At 68.5% G+C, this 15,247-nt stretch carries 16 protein-coding genes and 1 pseudogene; 7 read left to right on the top strand and 10 right to left on the bottom strand.

Features of this window, described 5'->3' with window-relative positions:
* Nucleotides 1-158 precede the first annotated feature (158 nt).
* Complete coding sequence (locus tag ACH5AF_RS32180) at nucleotides 159-617, top strand: hypothetical protein (protein ID WP_398906650.1); 459 nt, start codon at nucleotides 159-161, stop codon at nucleotides 615-617.
* 182 nt (nucleotides 618-799) lie between these two features.
* Here ACH5AF_RS32180 and ACH5AF_RS32175 read toward each other — a convergent pair whose 3' ends face one another.
* Nucleotides 800-1,186 (bottom strand): hypothetical protein, encoded by a 387-nt coding sequence (locus ACH5AF_RS32175; protein WP_398906648.1) that lies wholly within the window; start codon nucleotides 1,184-1,186, stop codon nucleotides 800-802.
* Between the two features lie 94 nt (nucleotides 1,187-1,280).
* Complete coding sequence (locus tag ACH5AF_RS32170) at nucleotides 1,281-2,492, bottom strand: pyridoxal phosphate-dependent aminotransferase (RefSeq protein WP_398906646.1); 1,212 nt, start codon at nucleotides 2,490-2,492, stop codon at nucleotides 1,281-1,283.
* Between the two features lie 362 nt (nucleotides 2,493-2,854).
* Here ACH5AF_RS32170 and ACH5AF_RS32165 point away from each other — a divergent pair, with 362 nt between their 5' ends.
* Entirely contained in the window at nucleotides 2,855-3,667 is an 813-nt protein-coding gene (locus tag ACH5AF_RS32165) for a putative protein N(5)-glutamine methyltransferase (RefSeq protein ID WP_398906644.1), read from the top strand.
* A gap of 89 nt (nucleotides 3,668-3,756) precedes the next feature.
* Here the strand turns inward: ACH5AF_RS32165 and ACH5AF_RS32160 are convergent, their stop codons facing one another.
* Nucleotides 3,757-3,990, bottom strand: a complete 234-nt coding sequence (locus ACH5AF_RS32160; protein ID WP_398906642.1) for a chaplin — start codon at nucleotides 3,988-3,990, stop codon at nucleotides 3,757-3,759.
* Nucleotides 3,991-4,276: 286 nt separating this feature from the next.
* The gene (locus ACH5AF_RS32155; RefSeq protein ID WP_398906640.1) at nucleotides 4,277-4,687 is read right to left on the bottom strand and encodes a rodlin; all 411 of its coding nucleotides are present in this window, start codon (nucleotides 4,685-4,687) and stop codon (nucleotides 4,277-4,279) included.
* A gap of 226 nt (nucleotides 4,688-4,913) precedes the next feature.
* Here ACH5AF_RS32155 and ACH5AF_RS32150 point away from each other — a divergent pair, with 226 nt between their 5' ends.
* Entirely contained in the window at nucleotides 4,914-5,567 is a 654-nt protein-coding gene (locus ACH5AF_RS32150; RefSeq protein ID WP_398906639.1) for a vitamin K epoxide reductase family protein, read from the top strand.
* 89 nt (nucleotides 5,568-5,656) lie between these two features.
* Here ACH5AF_RS32150 and ACH5AF_RS32145 read toward each other — a convergent pair.
* Together ACH5AF_RS32145 and ACH5AF_RS32140 are read right to left on the bottom strand one after the other, a co-directional pair.
* Nucleotides 5,657-5,773, bottom strand: a pseudogene (locus tag ACH5AF_RS32145) (RdlA protein); the annotation flags it as partial.
* Nucleotides 5,774-5,822: 49 nt separating this feature from the next.
* Nucleotides 5,823-6,122 carry a hypothetical protein gene (locus ACH5AF_RS32140; RefSeq protein ID WP_398906637.1) on the bottom strand — a complete coding sequence of 100 codons (300 nt, stop codon included), beginning with the start codon at nucleotides 6,120-6,122 and terminating at the stop codon, nucleotides 5,823-5,825.
* A 1,020-nt stretch (nucleotides 6,123-7,142) separates the two neighbouring features.
* Between ACH5AF_RS32140 and ACH5AF_RS32135 the strand changes: the two genes are divergently transcribed.
* On the top strand, nucleotides 7,143-7,643 hold the full coding sequence (locus ACH5AF_RS32135) for a DUF5949 family protein (RefSeq protein WP_398906635.1): 501 nt from the start codon (nucleotides 7,143-7,145) through the stop codon (nucleotides 7,641-7,643).
* Nucleotides 7,644-7,843: 200 nt separating this feature from the next.
* On the opposite strand, the gene ACH5AF_RS32130 is transcribed toward ACH5AF_RS32135, so the two are convergent.
* Complete coding sequence (locus ACH5AF_RS32130) at nucleotides 7,844-8,092, bottom strand: chaplin (protein ID WP_398906633.1); 249 nt, start codon at nucleotides 8,090-8,092, stop codon at nucleotides 7,844-7,846.
* Nucleotides 8,093-8,856: 764 nt separating this feature from the next.
* Between ACH5AF_RS32130 and ACH5AF_RS32125 the strand changes: the two genes are divergently transcribed.
* Together ACH5AF_RS32125 and ACH5AF_RS32120 are read left to right on the top strand one after the other, a co-directional pair.
* Entirely contained in the window at nucleotides 8,857-9,441 is a 585-nt protein-coding gene (locus ACH5AF_RS32125) for a tetratricopeptide repeat protein (protein ID WP_398906631.1), read from the top strand.
* Complete coding sequence (locus ACH5AF_RS32120; RefSeq protein ID WP_398906629.1) at nucleotides 9,438-10,712, top strand: glycosyltransferase; 1,275 nt, start codon at nucleotides 9,438-9,440, stop codon at nucleotides 10,710-10,712. Before ACH5AF_RS32125 ends, ACH5AF_RS32120 begins: the two co-directional genes overlap by 4 nt.
* A 277-nt stretch (nucleotides 10,713-10,989) precedes the next feature.
* On the opposite strand, the gene ACH5AF_RS32115 is transcribed toward ACH5AF_RS32120, so the two are convergent.
* The 3 genes from ACH5AF_RS32115 to ACH5AF_RS32105 all read right to left on the bottom strand — a co-directional run bounded on the left by ACH5AF_RS32115 (nucleotide 10,990) and on the right by ACH5AF_RS32105 (nucleotide 14,378).
* Nucleotides 10,990-11,631 (bottom strand): hypothetical protein, encoded by a 642-nt coding sequence (locus ACH5AF_RS32115; protein WP_398906627.1) that lies wholly within the window; start codon nucleotides 11,629-11,631, stop codon nucleotides 10,990-10,992.
* 904 nt (nucleotides 11,632-12,535) lie between these two features.
* Complete coding sequence (gene rfbA / locus ACH5AF_RS32110) at nucleotides 12,536-13,480, bottom strand: glucose-1-phosphate thymidylyltransferase RfbA (protein ID WP_398906626.1); 945 nt, start codon at nucleotides 13,478-13,480, stop codon at nucleotides 12,536-12,538.
* 181 nt (nucleotides 13,481-13,661) lie between these two features.
* Nucleotides 13,662-14,378, bottom strand: coding sequence for an NAD(P)-dependent oxidoreductase (locus ACH5AF_RS32105; protein WP_398906624.1), 717 nt, complete (start codon nucleotides 14,376-14,378; stop codon nucleotides 13,662-13,664).
* 94 nt (nucleotides 14,379-14,472) lie between these two features.
* On the opposite strand from ACH5AF_RS32105, the gene ACH5AF_RS32100 reads away from it, so the two are divergent.
* Nucleotides 14,473-15,156 (top strand): TetR/AcrR family transcriptional regulator, encoded by a 684-nt coding sequence (locus ACH5AF_RS32100; protein ID WP_398906621.1) that lies wholly within the window; start codon nucleotides 14,473-14,475, stop codon nucleotides 15,154-15,156.
* The last annotated feature ends 91 nt before the right edge of the window (nucleotides 15,157-15,247 follow it).

The following is a 15,247-nucleotide window of genomic DNA, read 5'->3' as shown; positions in this document are numbered from 1 at the left end:
CGCCCTGACCAGTGGGGGTCACGAACGACCCGTCACGTGTGAACGGCCCCCGGAGTCCCCTCAGATTCCGGGGGCCGAACTCTTCGCGCAATCCGGGTGCGGCGTCCTGCGTCCACAGCTCGCCCAGTTCCATGAGATCTTCATGTTCGACGATGGGCATGAACCAAGCCGAACTGGACGGCCTGGCACCGGCCGAGCCGGCCGGGGTGACCGCCGTACGCACCACCGCCGACGGCACCCGCACGCTCGCCGCCGCGGAGGTGGGCGCGGACGGCACGTTCACGGTCCTCGACGTGCCGGACGCCGTCGGCAGCGCCACCTGCACGCTCTCGTTCCTCGACGACATCACGCACCTCCCGGCCGAGGACGTCTCGATCACCGTCGACGTGGCCAGGGCGCCGACGTCGATCGCGCTGACGGCCCCGCAGGAGGCCTCCATGAGCGGGGCCGTGGAGATCACCGGCAGGCTGACCGCCCAGGGCCGCGCACTCCCCGCCGGGTCACGCTCGCCGTCCGGCGCACCGACCGGCCGGGCGCGGGTTTGCTCTCGTCTGTCCCGGTGGCGGCCGACGGCACCTTCACGGTCAACGACATGCCGCGCACGCGGCGGGACGTGACCTACACGGTGTCGTACGAGGGCGACGACCTGTACACGGGCAGCAGCGCCTCGGCGACGGTGTACGTCACGCGCTGAGCCGCACGCACAGATGCCGTGTCCGGACGGTCCCGGACACGGCACGCGCTGCGGTGATGCGTGGCACCCGGTCCGCGCGCCTCCCCGGCCGCGGACCGGGGCCGTTCAGGGGGCGCCGACGAGATCGCGGCTCTTCAGGGCGGCCGTATGGGCATCGATCCGCTCGGCGGACAGGATCGCGGCGGCCGTGTCGGCGCGGGACGCGGCGACGACCAGCGCACGGCCCGCAAGGGCGAGCGCCCGCCGGTGCAGGGCGTCGGCGTCGGCGTGGGTCAGCGCGGCATGGCGGGCGGGCGGCGCCCCACGAAGCCGTGACACCTGGGCCGCGATGGCTTCGGCCGGCTCGTCGAGACCGAGTTCGTCGGTGACGGCGAGGAGCGCGGCGAGGTGCCCTGCGAGCTGGATGTCCAGCTCCTCCTCCCGGCTGCGGTGGGGGTACTGCGGCTCGTCGGCCATCGAGTGGACCGACTTGGTGCGGATCGGCTCGTACATGGGGATGGCCTCCTGCTCACGGTCAGGAGGCCATCCTACATTGGATTCAGTCTAAAGTTGAGTGGGGTCGGAACTCTGTCAGGTCGTGCGCAGCTCAGGGCTGGCTGTAACCGTCCAGGAAGCTGCCGATCCGGGTGACCGCGTCCACGAGGTCCTTCGTCGGCGGCAGCGTGACGATGCGGAAGTGGTCCGGTTCCGGCCAGTTGAAGCCCGTTCCGTGCACGACCATGATCTTCTCGGCACGCAGCAGATCGAGCACCATCTGCCGGTCGTCCTTGATCTTGTAGACCGAGGAGTCCAGGCGCGGAAAGAGATACAGCGCGCCCTTCGGTTTCACACAGGTGATGCCGGGGATCTGCGTCAGCAGGTCGTATGCCGCGTCGCGCTGCTCCAGCAGCCGCCCGCCCGGCAGGACCAGCTGCTCGATCGACTGCCGGCCGCCGAGCGCCGTGGCCACCGCGTGCTGCGAGGGCATGTTGGCGCACAGCCGCATGTTGGCCAGGATCGTCAGCCCCTCGATGTACGAGGAGGCGTGCGCCTTCGGCCCGCACACCGCGAGCCAGCCGGAGCGGTACCCGGCGACGCGGTAGTTCTTGGAGAGCCCGTTGAAGGTGAGGACCATCAGATCGGGGGCGATCGCGGCCGTCGGGGTGTGCGTGGCGCCGTCGTAGAGGATCTTGTCGTAGATCTCGTCGGAACAGACGACCAGATTGTGGCGCCGGGCGATCTCGGTGAGACTGCGCAGCATCTCGTCGTCGTAGACCGCGCCGGTGGGGTTGTTCGGATTGATGATCACGATCGCCTTGGTGCGGTCGGTGATCTTGCGCTCGATGTCCGCGAGGTCGGGCATCCAGTCCGACTGCTCGTCGCAGCGGTAGTGCACGGCGGTGCCACCGGACAGTGACACGGAGGCTGTCCACAGCGGATAGTCGGGCGCGGGAACGAGCACCTCGTCGCCGTCGTCGAGCAGCGCCTGCATCGACATCTGGATCAGCTCGGAGACGCCGTTGCCGAGATAGATGTCCTCGACGTCGAGGTCGATGCCCTTGGTCTGGTAGTGCTGCATGACGGCACGGCGGGCGGAGAGCAGCCCCTTCGCATCGCCGTATCCGTGCGCGCCGCCGATGTTGCGCAGGACGTCCTCGAGGATCTCCGGCGGGCACTCGAAGCCGAAGGCCGCGGGGTTGCCGGTGTTCAGCTTGAGGATGCGATGACCTGCCGCCTCCAGCCGCATTGCCTCCTCGAGGACCGGGCCCCGGATTTCGTAACAGACGTTTGCGAGCTTCGTGGACTGGATCACCTGCATGACGCGAGCTTACGGGGGCCGGGAAGTGATCGCTTCGTTTTTTGGCGCACGAACACATGACGCGAATGTCTGGTTTGTTGCTTCTGGTGGCAGAGGAGTCCAGAACCCTTGGAATGCGCCGCGTGAACGGGGGGACAGCCTCTGATTCAGGCAGCGGGCCACCAATTGTTGCGCTCGTCACCCAGGGCACCCGCGGGTGGTCCGGGACGCGTTACTGTGTGCGTTCACGCAGTGCACGGACCTACTCGGGAGGTGAGCCCCCATTTCCGCAGCAGCAGGCCGGGTGCCCTCATCTCCTGTCCGTGCGGTCGACCGGGTCTAGGTGACCGCGAGGGTGCCCTTCAGTACCCGAAAGGCTCTTCATGCCGGTTTCACCGACCGACTTCTCCTTCCCCTCCCTCGTCACCACCCTTCGCTCCGCCGGCTGCGTCTTCGCCGAGGACGAGGCGGAGCTGCTGTTCGCCGTGGCCCGCGACGCCGACGAGCTCGCCGTGATGGCCGACCGCCGTGTCGCGGGCATGCCCCTTGAACACCTCCTCGGCTGGGCCGAGTTCCTCGGTACGCGGATGGCCGTCGACCCCGGCGTGTTCGTGCCCCGGCGCCGCACCGAGTTCCTCGTCGAGTGCGCCGTCGCCCTCGCCCCGCCCTCGGCGGTCGTCGTCGACCTGTGCTGCGGTTCGGGTGCGCTCGGCGCTGCCGTGGTGCGGGCACTCGGCGGCGGCGAACTGCACTCCGCCGACATCGAGCCGACTGCCGTGCGCTGCGCGCGCCGCAACGTCGGGGCGGTCGGGGGGCGGGTGTACGAGGGCGACCTCTACGATCCGCTGCCCGCGGCGCTCATGGGGCGTGTCGACGTGCTCGTCGTCAACGCCCCCTACGTGCCGACCGCCGAGATCGAGTTCCTGCCGTCCGAGGCGAGGGATCATGAGCCACGGGTCGCGCTCGACGGCGGGGCCGACGGGCTGGACATCCAGCGGCGGGTGAGCGCCGGTGCGGCACGGTGGCTGGCTCCCGGCGGGGTGCTGCTCGTCGAAACGAGCGAGCGGCAGGCCCCGCGAACCGTTGCCGCGTTCGCCGATCAGGGTCTCTGCCCCCGTGTCGCCGTTGACGAGGAGCTGGAGGCCACCGTGGTGATCGGGACCAGGCCCGTACAACGGGACCCGGCCCGTATATAGGGGAAGACGAACAGCGGAACGGCCCCGGGGAGCGCGGTTGCTCCTCGGGGCCGTTCCGCCATCGCGCCAAAGGGGGCGCCGCGTGGGTGTCAGCCGATGATGGAAGTGTTGCCACTGACCGGATTCAGCAGGCCCAGCACATTGAGCGAGTTGCCGGTGAGGTTCAGCGGAACGTGGACCGGAAGCTGGACGACGTTGCCGGACAGGAAGCCCGGGGAACCAGCGGCGATACCCTCGGCACCCGCGTCGGCCATGGCGGGCGCGGCGCTGCCGAGCGCCATGAGCAGACCGGCGGCAACGGCTGCAGCCTTTGTGTACTTCATTTCGATCCTTTCAGCAGGGGCGTACGCGGTACGGCCTTCGTGTCGCGCAGCTGCAATTCAGCCATGCAGACATGCGCCTCCGCAGAACTAGTAACGAATCGGTTCCCGCCGGGAAACCGCCGCGCGACTGCCGATTCGAAAAGTCACTCGTATGCCTCACGTGCAACGTGTCGAACCGATGCACGGAATCCGGGGAGGAAACCCCCGATCCTGCCGGAGATCCCTTTCGGCGCGGAGCTGCCCCCGTGCGCATTGCGCACGGGGGCAGCTCTTCGGCCCGCGGTGATCAGCGGAGGGACTCGCCGTTCCCAGAAAGGACCGGGATGTCGCTGAGGATGTGCGACAGGGGCTCGTCGCCCTTGGCCTGGGTGGAGTTCTCGACGCACTGCTGGTTCTGCGGGGCCGACAGGACCGGGACGTCCTGGACGCCGATCGGAACGACGCCGACGAGGGAGCCGAGGTTGGCCTTGGCGGGCAGGCCGACGCAGGGCTTGTTGAGCGAGCCCGCGATCAGGCTCATCTGCGGGCTCATGGTGCCGTAGGTGGCGGAGTTGCCGTAGTGCTGCGTGGCGCCGACTCCGCTCGAGGTGGCGGAGCTCTGGTCGTCGCCGACGGCCAGAGCCTGCGGGGCCATCGCCGCGCCGGCGCCCACCATCGAAGCGGTGACCATGGCCGTCGTCAGAATCTTCTTGATCACTTACTTGTCCTTTTTCGTTTGAACGCGCGAACGCGGTGCAGCCTGGTCAACTGAAGCCGGGGCGTTTGGTTTCGGGTGTTCACCCGAATGCCGTACCCGGCTCGATGTGCACCAATGGCGGTATCGGGTTCACCCGTTCTGCCGAACGGATTCTTCGCCCCGGGTGCCGCTTTCGGTTGCGGCACAATGGGCGAATCCATCGGGCCGAACGAGCGGTGAATTCAATATGACAATTACGTCTGCCGGATACCTGTCCGTCGAGCAGGGAGGGAGGCGGCGGGCCGCCAAGGAACGCGGCCGGGGCACGGTCGGCGCGAGTCGGGCCTTCGCCTGGATGCTGGTGGCCACCGGTGCGGCCGGGCTGCTGGCGGCGTGGGTCATCACGCTCGACAAGTTCAAGCTGCTGGAGGACCCGGGCTTCACGCCGGGTTGCAGCCTCAACCCCGTGGTGTCGTGCGGCAACATCATGAAGAGCGAACAGGCGGCCGTCTTCGGCTTCCCCAACCCGATGCTGGGGCTCGTCGCCTACGGCATGGTGATCGCGATCGGTGCCGCGCTGCTCGCGGGAGCGCGGTACCGCAGGTGGTTCTGGCTGGGCATGAACGCCGGCACGGGGTTCGGCGTCGTCTTCTGCACCTGGCTGCAATACCAGTCGCTGTACGAGATCAACGCGCTGTGCCTGTGGTGCTCGCTGGCGTGGGTCGCCACGATCGTCATGCTCTGGTACGTGACCTCGCACAACGTCCGCAACGGCATGCTGCCCGCCCCGGCCGCGCTGCGCGGCTTCTTCGGCGAGTTCACCTGGGTGCTCCCCGTGCTGCACATCGGAATCATCGGGGTGCTGGTCCTGACCCGCTGGTGGGACTTCTGGACCGGCTGACCCTCGCGTACGTGAGCACCGACGCGCCCGTACGGGAGCACCACGCCCAGGGCCCCGGCAGCCTCACGGCGCCGGGGCTCCTGCGGTGATCAGCGGGCGGAGTCGCCGTGCCCCGAGAGGACCGGGATGTCGCAGAGGATGTGCGACAGGGGCTCGTCGCCCTTGGCCCGGGTGGAGTTCTCGACGCATTGCTGGTTCTGCGGGGCGTACGCCCGCACCGGTGGGCCGATCACGATGCGTTGCCGGCAGGGCGGATCAGCCGCCGAGCGAGACACCGCCCAACAGGGGAGTGGTCGCGGCGGCAGTCTTCAGCACCTGCCCGGGCGCGTTGCCCCTGATGTTGTTCAGGTCGGTGGCGACGTCGCCCACCTGGCCAAGGGCGGCCCCGGCGGGGGTTGCGTCCGCCAAGTGCGGGACGGAGGCGGCGACCTCGCCGAGACCGCCGTTCAGGCTCATGGGGGGCATGCCCGCCGAGTGGGCGGCGAACGCCGGAGTGGCCGCTCCCAGCGCCGCCACGGAACCGGCAAGGACGGCAGCGGCCCTCGAGTACTTCATGTTTCGCATCCCTCTTCCCGGCGGAGTCCTCCGCCGTCGAGAGACGTAACGACCCGCGCTCGTACGGGAAACCCTGTCGCTCTCGTGATTCGGTCACACGTGTGCGAAGGAGTGTGGCGGCTTGTCGCCGGGTCCCGGGCGGCTGCGCCGCAGCTCGGGCACTGTCCCGGTGCCGCACTCCGCGGCGCACCGCGGGGCGTGACGCCGCCCGCCCTTGATCGTTGACGGATGGCGTCAGGCCTTGACCGTCCATGGCCCACCGGGGCCGGCGACAGCGGCAGTTGCTGCCGGTGGGCGGCCCCCGGGTTCGGGCGGGAGCCACGCGGGGTGCCGGTCGTGGAGCCAGCCCCGGCGCGGCGGCGGGGGAGTGGGACGGACCTGCTGTTCCTCCGCCGATGGGGACGGGAACAGGGTGAGCCGTCTCCACTCGCCGTCCGGCCGACCCGGCATGGTCCGGCCCGCGGCCGCCCACTCGCGCGCCAGCTGGTCGTAGATCGGGCTGCCGGCGGGCGGCGGTGCCGTCGGTGCCGGATCCGTTCTCGTCTGCACGCGCTGCCAATGAGCCGGAGCGGTAGTCCTTGCCATACCACGGCCAACGCGCACGCGGTATCCGAGGTCACTGCCACGCGGGGACGCTGGGGTACGGGAGGAACGGCCTTTCGAGCCCGTCGCTCAGCGTAGTGACACGCCCCCCTGAGACGTGGCGTGCCGTCGGCGTTCCCGTCCGCGATGGCGGCGATGCCCGCCGCAGGCGTCGGCGACACGGCGACGGCGGGCGGCGCGCGCTTCGGCGGCATCTTCGGTTCGCCGCTCGCCGCACGGGCTTTGGCAGCCGGCGAACACGGCGACAGCCGACCGGTGTTCGACATCCCTCGCGATCCCCGTCCCGTACGGCTGCACCACACCCGTCGGAACCGCCGAACGCCGCCGGCCCCAGTGGCAGTCCGGCCCGGAGCCCGTTCACCCGGGCAGGTGAACGGGCAGCGGCCGGGGGGCGGCAGGGCACTAGGGTGCCGAGCCATGACCACTGCCAGCACCCCCAGAACAACCGTCGACCGGGCCGAGTTGGGCACCCTCGCCCTGCTCGCCTGGACCGGTGACCCGGCCCAGGGCTACGACACGCCGTACCTGATCGCATACTCCCTCGGCGACGGCACCGGCGGCGGCGAGGCGGCGGCCGCCGCCTCCCTGGCGTTGATCGAAAAGCTCGGGCTCACCACCGGCGACGTCATGCAGGACCACACCGGCGAAGGCGTCTCCCCGATCCAGCTGCTCGTCCAGGGTGGCCAGGCCGTCGTCAACATGCCCTATATGAACGCCCAGTGCCCCGTCCCCGCCGAATGGCTGGCAGCCGCCGAACGGCGAGGCCATGTGCACTTCATGATCTCCGGACGCGCGTGGCCCGAGGCGAAGCCCGGCGTGCCCGTCGCCGAGGAGACTTTGCGGGCCCACCTCGGCAACGAAGACGCGCTCAAGGGCATGGCCCACGTCCTGCTGCCGGTGTCCCAGCTGCGGCGCTGACGGCCCGAGCGGGTACGGCGGGGCCCGTGGCCACGCCGCGGCAGGCCGCGCTGACCGCCATGACAAGGGCCGGCCGGGAATCACCGGCCGGCCCTTTCTGTGCGGCCCGCATCCTTTCCTGTGCGGCCCGCACTCCTACGGACTGCGGCCTCCCCTGCGTCGTGCAGGGGAGGCCGCAGCGTTCATCGGTTGTGCGGTGCTCAGGCGCCGTCGCTGATTTCGCACCCAATGCCGAAGGCCGGGTTGAGCAGCGCGATGGCGTCCACCGTGTTGCCGCAGAGGTTGGTCGGCAGGTGGACGGGAACCTGAACGGAGTTGCCCGAGGCGATCCCCGGGGAACCGGTGGCCGTACCGAGCGCTCCGGCGTCGGCGGCAGCCATGCCGGCACCGCCGGCGAGGATGGCACCCGTGCCGGCGACAATGGCGGCGGCCTTCGCGATACGCGACATCAACTTCTCCTTGCAGGACGAGAGGCGGCCGCAGGGGTTGCGGCCTTCACTCCCCGTTCAACGCGGAAAGCGGACACCGGTAACGGATCACCGCAAAGTCAGACCCCAACGGTTTTGTCGACGCCCTCCTCGGCCATACGCCGGACGAGACCGAGCAGTGCCTCGACACCCCCTCGTCGTCGCGGTCGCCGACGGGCTCGGCGGTCCGTCGGCCGAGGAGGTGGCGAGTGCGCGGGGCGGCTCCCCAAATGGTCTCAGTGGCAGCCGCCTTGGAGGAAGAAGAAGCGGTCCTGCAACGTCGGCGACAGCACACCGCGGGCTCGCGAGAACTCGCCGACGTCTGGGTCGGTGAACTGGCCATGGCGCCGGACGCCTTCACCGTGCGCTCATCGGATTGGCATTCGACACGACCACCTCGGTCCGGGCGACCCGGCTGTGGATCAGCAGCGGACGAATGAGAAAGCGGTCCCCCCAAGCGCCTTGCGTTTCACGGTGATTCAACGACATCGGCCTCGGATGAACGGTGCCCGATGCGTACGTTCGGGTGGTATGTGTGCCCCAAGTGCCTGACAACGGGTGAAGTCATAACGGTCGTCTCGTAACTTCAGTGAGAATGGCGGCGGTTCGACCTCCGGCCTCGCCGGCACCGCTTTCGTGTCTCCTCGTGTCAGCCACCCGACGTCGACCGGATCCATCATTTCCCCACCAACTCCATGAGATGTGACCAAGTGAAACGTAGGCGATTGTGGACAGGGTTCGCCGTAATGGCGATGGTCGCCGTTGGGGTAACGGCCTGGGCGATTCTGTCCCAGCCGGACGCGACCCCGGAATCCGAGGCCAAGTCAGCGGCCGAGGCCGTTTCGGAGGCAAAGGCACTTGTACAGGCCGGCGCTTTGCAGTCGCAGTACCAGGACTTCTCTGGGGCAGCCCGCACTTTCAGGCGTGTGCTGGAGCTGGATCCGGACAACAAAATGGCCTGGTACAACCTGGGTGTCATCGCGCAGCGTGACGGCAGGACGACTGATGCGCGCAAGGCCTATGACAAGGCATTGAAGATCGATCCGAAGTTTGCGTCTGCCCTCTTCAATGAGGCCTTGCTGCTCGAGTCGAGCGATCCAGACCGGGCTGTCACGCTCCTGAAGCGTGCTGTTTCCGCCAACCCGAAGGCCTCCACGGCCTACCTGCACCTTGGGCGGGCTCTGGCGAAGAAAGGTCGCGACGAGGAGGCCCAGGACGCATTCCGTCATGCCGTTGCGACCGATTCCAAGATGCACTCTCTCGTTCCGGAACCGTTCCAGGATTCCGTAAGCCCATCACCGTCAACGAGCCAAGCAGGTACTGCCAGATGACGTCGACTGCGACACCGAGGTTCTCCGTCTTCACTCCCAGCCACAGGCCGCGTTTCCTTGACGAGTGCCTGGCGACCCTGCAGGCACAGACCTGCACGGACTGGGAGTGGATTGTCCTGCTCAACAACGGCGCCCGGTGGCGGCCGGAGCGCCCCGACGAGCGTGTCCGCGTGGAGATCGCGGACGAAATCCATGGCGTCGGGGCAGCCAAACGAAGGGCCTGTGAACTGGCGCGCGGAGAGATCCTCGTGGAACTCGACCACGACGATCTGCTGGCGAAGGCGTGCCTGGCGGAGCTGGCCGAGGCATTCGACGCTCATCCCGAAGCCGTGTTCGTCTACAGCAACACCGCGCAGATCACCGAGGACGGGCAGCGCGACGAGACCCGCTTCAACGAGACGCACGGCTGGCAGTACGAAGATGTGGACGTCGACGGCCGCCGGCTGATGCAGGCTCTGTCCATGGCTCCGACGCCGCACAACGTCTCGTACATCTGGTACGCGCCCAACCACGTGCGGGCGTTCCGCAAGGACGTCTACGAAAAGGTCGGCGGATACGACACCACCCGTACGGTCCTGGACGACCAGGACCTGATGTGCCGTCTCTTCCATGTCGGGGACTTCCACCACATCCCCCGCTGCCTGTACCTCCAGCGGATCCACCGCGCGAACACCCAGCGCGACCCGGAGATCAACGCACACATCCAGCGTGAGACGGTCGCCCTGTACGACAAGTACATCGAGGCCAACGCCCTGGCCTGGACCCAGCGCCGCGGACTGGCCGCGCTGGACCTCGGCGCAGCCCACCGGAAGCCGCCCGGCTACCTGGGCGTGGACCAGTATCCGGGAGAGGGCGTCGACATCGTCGCGACCCTGCCCGGGAAGCTGGACCTGCCCGACAACTCCGTCGGTCTGATGCGGGCGGTGGACTTCCTCGAGCACGTACCCGCGAAGGTGCCACTGATCAACGAGCTGTACCGGCTGCTGGCACCCGGCGGCATGCTCCTCACCATGACGCCGAGCTCCGACGGCCGCGGCGCGTACCAGGACCCGACACACGTCGCCTTCTACAACGAGAACTCGTTCTGGTACTACACGGACAACCAGTACCGCGCCTTCGTGCCCGAGATCGAGGCCCGGTTCCAGAAGTCACGGCTGGTCACCTACTTCCCGACCGACTGGCACACCAAGAACAACATCTCCTATGTGGTCGCCAATCTCATCGCGGTGAAGGAGGGCGCCGCGCGGTGCGGCGGAGCGCTGCTGGTCTAGGAACGTCCGGGCGAGGCGCCCGGCGGGACGGTCAGTTCCCGCCGGGCGCCTCGTGCGTTCAGGGTCGTCTGCCCTCGGTCGGGGCCTTGCGTTGCTCAGGTCGACAGGCGTCCGCAATCGATGTCCGGGGCATGGGCGGCGATCCGGCGCAGGCCTTGAGGCCGCGGGCGCGTGCAGAACGCAAAACGGTGCCCCGAGGCCGAAGCCTAGGGGCACCGTCATTCATTCCCAGGTGAAGCGGAAAGCCGGTACCGCGCCACCGCTCCCGTGGGAATCCTTACGAGGCGTGGCAGATCGCGAAGGCGGTGACCTCGCCGAGGGGGGTGGGGGTGCTGACCTGCCAGCCAGTGGCCGGGCCGTCACCAGCGAAGATCGGTGCATCCTGGTCGACCGTAATACCGGTGACGGTGCCTTGGTATCCGCCGCCGGTGGCGACGTCGTCACCGATGCAGTCGGCAGTCGACTGGGCGCCCTGGGCGCCCGTCACGACGTAGGTCTCGAGCTCCGTGGAGCCCTGGAAGCCCTGCGGGCCCTGCGCGCCGGCGTCACCCTGGAAGCCCTGCGGACCGAGGTCACCCTGCGGGCCCTGCGCACCGGCGTCGCCCTGTGCGCCCTGAGCGCCGGCGTCACCCTGCGGCCCCTGCGCACCCGGGTCACCCTGTGCGCCCTGGGGGCCTTGAGGGCCACCGGGGTCACCCTGGAAGCCCTGCGGTCCCTGCACGCCCGGCACACCCTGCGGGCCCTCCTCGCCCGGTGCGCCCTGGAAGCCCTGCGGGCCCTGCGGGCCCCGCGGGCCCCGCTTGCCCTCCGGACCACGGTCGCCGTCCTTGTCGCGGTCGGCACTGGTGGCGCCCTTGGGGCCCGGCAGCCCCATGCTGTGCTCGGTGCCGGCTCGCTGGATCGCGTCGGCGACTGCCACTGTGCTCGGGACAACATTGAGCGCAATGGCAAGGGTTCCCGCAGAAACCAGCGTTGCGGTTTTCATGCGGGAGCTTCGGATCGTTTTACGGCTCACAAGAGAACCTTCCTCACGGAACTGGAGTGACCACACCGCAAGCGTGCACACTCCATAAGTGCGCTGATTTGCCTGCGTGTCACGTCGCCCACGGCCACGGACAGAACCATCCTTAACCCTCGGTTACCGAATGATCACGACCCCGCCCGTGTCGCGGATGAGGATCACCCGAGCGGCCGCGAAATCTCGCACCCACCGGTATGCATACCGACGGGATTCGTCAAGGCAGTTCACGACCGCTGGAGCGGTGCAGCCAAGGCCACTCGGTGATTTGTTTTCAGGCTTGGCGGTGAACTCAGTCGGTACGCCGGGATCGTCGTCTTCTCCGTCCTTGGGGCGGAGGTGGGACTCGGCGAGTTTTTCCAGGTCGATGGAGCGTCGGGCTTCGGTCCATTTCTCGTTATGCTCGGCCAGGGCCTGCGCCGACCATGTGGGTGAGGGTGGTGCCGCCGGGGAGGTTTCCGACGACGTCGGTGCGGTGGCGATCTCTTTGTGGGGTCTCTTTGTTCAGCTGTCCCTGCGGGTTGTCGGATCAGATCTGGGGCCGGCTCTCGCGCGGGAAGGCGGTAAGGGCCAGGAGTTCCTGCCGGCCGCGTCCAAGTCGAGCGCATTGTTGGGGAACTAGGCCTCCAGCGCGGCGAGGACGTGCGTCATCAGCGCCTGACAGCCTCGGCGCCGCGCTGTTCGAAAGTGCTGAGCAGGGTCTGACGCCGTCAGGCCCGCGAGCGGTCAGCAAGCGCGGAATGCCGGCCGGTGCCATCCTCGGCGGTGGCAGACATCGATGGTCTGCCTCCCGCATGCGTCCGGGTCACTCGGGAGTGGCCGGTCCTGTTCGGAGCAGTTCGTCTCGAAGTGATTCGCTTCCCCTTTGGCGCATGACGGCATGCCGGGAGTCCTCCAGGAGTCCCAGCAGATAGTGGCCGTACCCGCTCTTGAGCAGCGGCTGGGCCAGCGCCCGGAGCCGGTTGTCGTCGATCAGGCCGGCCCGCCAGACCGCCTCCTCGACGCAGCCGATCTTGAAGCCCTGACGCTCTTCGATCACCCGGACGAACTCCGAGGCCTGAACCATGGAGCCGAAGGTCCCGGTGTCCAGCCACGCGGTGCCTCGGTCGAGCCGTGTGACGCGCAGTGCATCGGCTTCCAGATAGACGCGGTTGACGTCCGTGATCTCCAACTCGCCACGGTCGCTGGGCCGCAGGCGCCGGGCGATGTCCACCACATGGTTGTCATAGAAGTACAGTCCGGGCACGGCGTACCGGGACCTGGGCCGGGCCGGTTTCTCCTCGATGGACAGTGCTCGGCCCAGCTCGTCGAACTCCACCACGCCGTAGGCCGCGGGGTTGGCGACCTGATAGGCGAATACCCTGCCGCCCCGCATGCCGTCATGGTTGGCCAGCTGTGTGCCGAGACCGCTGCCGTGGAAGATGTTGTCGCCCAGGATCAGGGCGACCGACTCGCCTTCGATGAAGTCGGCGCCCAGTACGAAAGCTTGAGCGATGCCCTCCGGGCGCTCCTGCGTGGCGTATTCCAGCCGCAACCCCAGTTGAGTGCCATCGCCGAGCAACCGGCGGAACTGGTATTGGTCCTCGGAGGTGGTGATGATCAGAATTTCTCTGACCCCCGCCATCACCAATGTGGAAAGCGGGTAATAGACCATGGGCTTGTCGAAGACCGGCAGCAACTGTTTGGATACGGCCCTCGTCAATGGCCACAGTCGCGAGCCGGTGCCGCCGGCCAGCAGAATTCCTCGCATGGCATCACCATAGATGAATCGCCAAGAGAAGCTCTGAGCTTGGAGATCCGCGGCGTGTGCAGGCGAGGGACCGGCGAGAGGCCATTTCCTTTGGGTGTGATGCCGCATGTCATCGGGACGTGCGACAACACAGCGAGCGTGTGGGCCAAGGGGCGGGCCGGCCTGATCCGCGAGACCTGCGCTACGCGTGTTCCTGGGGGACGCCAGTGTGGGCGAGGGCGCTGGGGGTGAGGCGGCCGACGATCGCCGGTGCCTCCTGGACGAGCGTGTCGTCGGTGAGCGCCTCCACCATGAACAACGCGAAGTCCACACGGCGCGTCAGGTTGCCGGCCAGTACCGGGTCGCCCACGTGCCGGCTCCACACGGGCAGGCCCTGGCTCTCGCCCTCCTCCAGGTTGCTGCCGCGCACCACGGTCCACCGGGTGTCGCTGGCGAACACCCGGCGGCACGCCTCCACTTGGTCGTCGATCTCGGCGAAGCGGACGAGCTTGGCCAGGCGGGCGGCGATCCGGAGGGCCGTCAGGAACGTCCGCGAGTACGTGTCCTTGCCGTCGCGCGTGATGTGCCAGCCGCACGAGAAGACCAGGCGCGCGCCCGGCCGTGCGTGGTCGAGCACCGCCTGCGCCGTGCCCGACGCGTACTGCTGCACGCCCCAGGGTGCCAGCACCGTCAGCACCCCGTCGCACCCGGCGACCGCCCGCCTGATCACCTCCGGGTCGTTCGTGTGCCCGGGGACGATGGCCATCCGGCCCTCGAACGCGGCCAGCTTCGGCACGCTGCGCTCCCGGCACACGCCGACCACCTCATAGCCGCGCTCCAGTGCGTGCCGGACCATGTACTGCCCGAGCTTCCCCGAAGCCCCGACGATGCAGACCTTCTTCGCACGATCCGTGCCCATGGTGCAGCCTCTTTCGCCGGAATGTCGACCTTATGTTGTAAGGTACGCTAGCCTTATGCTGTAAGGCCGTCAAGGGGAGTGGAAGGAGCGGTGGATGCGCGAGGGAGGGAAGGGTCGGCGCAGGACACCGGCGCGTACCCCGCTCAGTCGCGAGCGCGTGATCCGCACGGCGGTGGCGGTGGCGGACGAGAACGGCTCGGCCGCGCTCACCATGCGGGCCATCGCCGAACCGCTGGGCGTCGAGGCGATGTCGCTCTACCACCACGTCGCAGGCAGGGAGGACGTCCTCGACGGCATGGTGGACGCGGTGTTCGGCGAGATCGACCTGCCGCCGCGCGACGCGGACTGGAAGAGCGCCATGCGCCATCGCGCGGTCTCCGTCCGCGCCGTGCTCCGGCGCCACCCGTGGGCCGTCGGCCTGATGGACTCCCGCAGCCGGCCAGGCCCCGCGACCCTGCGTCACCACGACGCCGTGCTCGGCACGTTGCGCGCCGGAGGGTTCTCCGTCCCGATGGCCGCGCACGCCTTCTCGCTGATCGACAGCTACCTGTACGGCTTCGTGATGCAGGAGTTGAGCCTGCCGTTCAGCGGGTCGGCGGAGCTGGACGAGGTCGCGGACGCCATCTTGCGCGCGATGCCCGCCGACGCCTACCCCCACCTCACCGAGCTCGTCACCGAGCACGCCCTCAAGCCCGGTTACGACTACGCAGACGAGTTCACCTTCGGTCTCACGCTCATCCTCGACGCCCTGCGCCCGGACGAAGGCGCGAGCGCCTAGAAGGCTGCTGAAAATCTCGGTTTTGGCCCCGGCTCGGTGGAGTTGGGGCCAGTCTTGTAGGCATGCAGGGGGAATGGGCCGGGGAGATGGT

It is taken from the genome of Streptomyces sp. NPDC018833 (genome assembly GCF_044390825.1).
In the GTDB taxonomy this organism is placed as follows: Bacteria; Actinomycetota; Actinomycetes; order Streptomycetales; family Streptomycetaceae; genus Streptomyces.
Note: the sequence above shows the minus strand (reverse complement) of the source record. Positions and strands in the feature narration are given on the sequence as shown.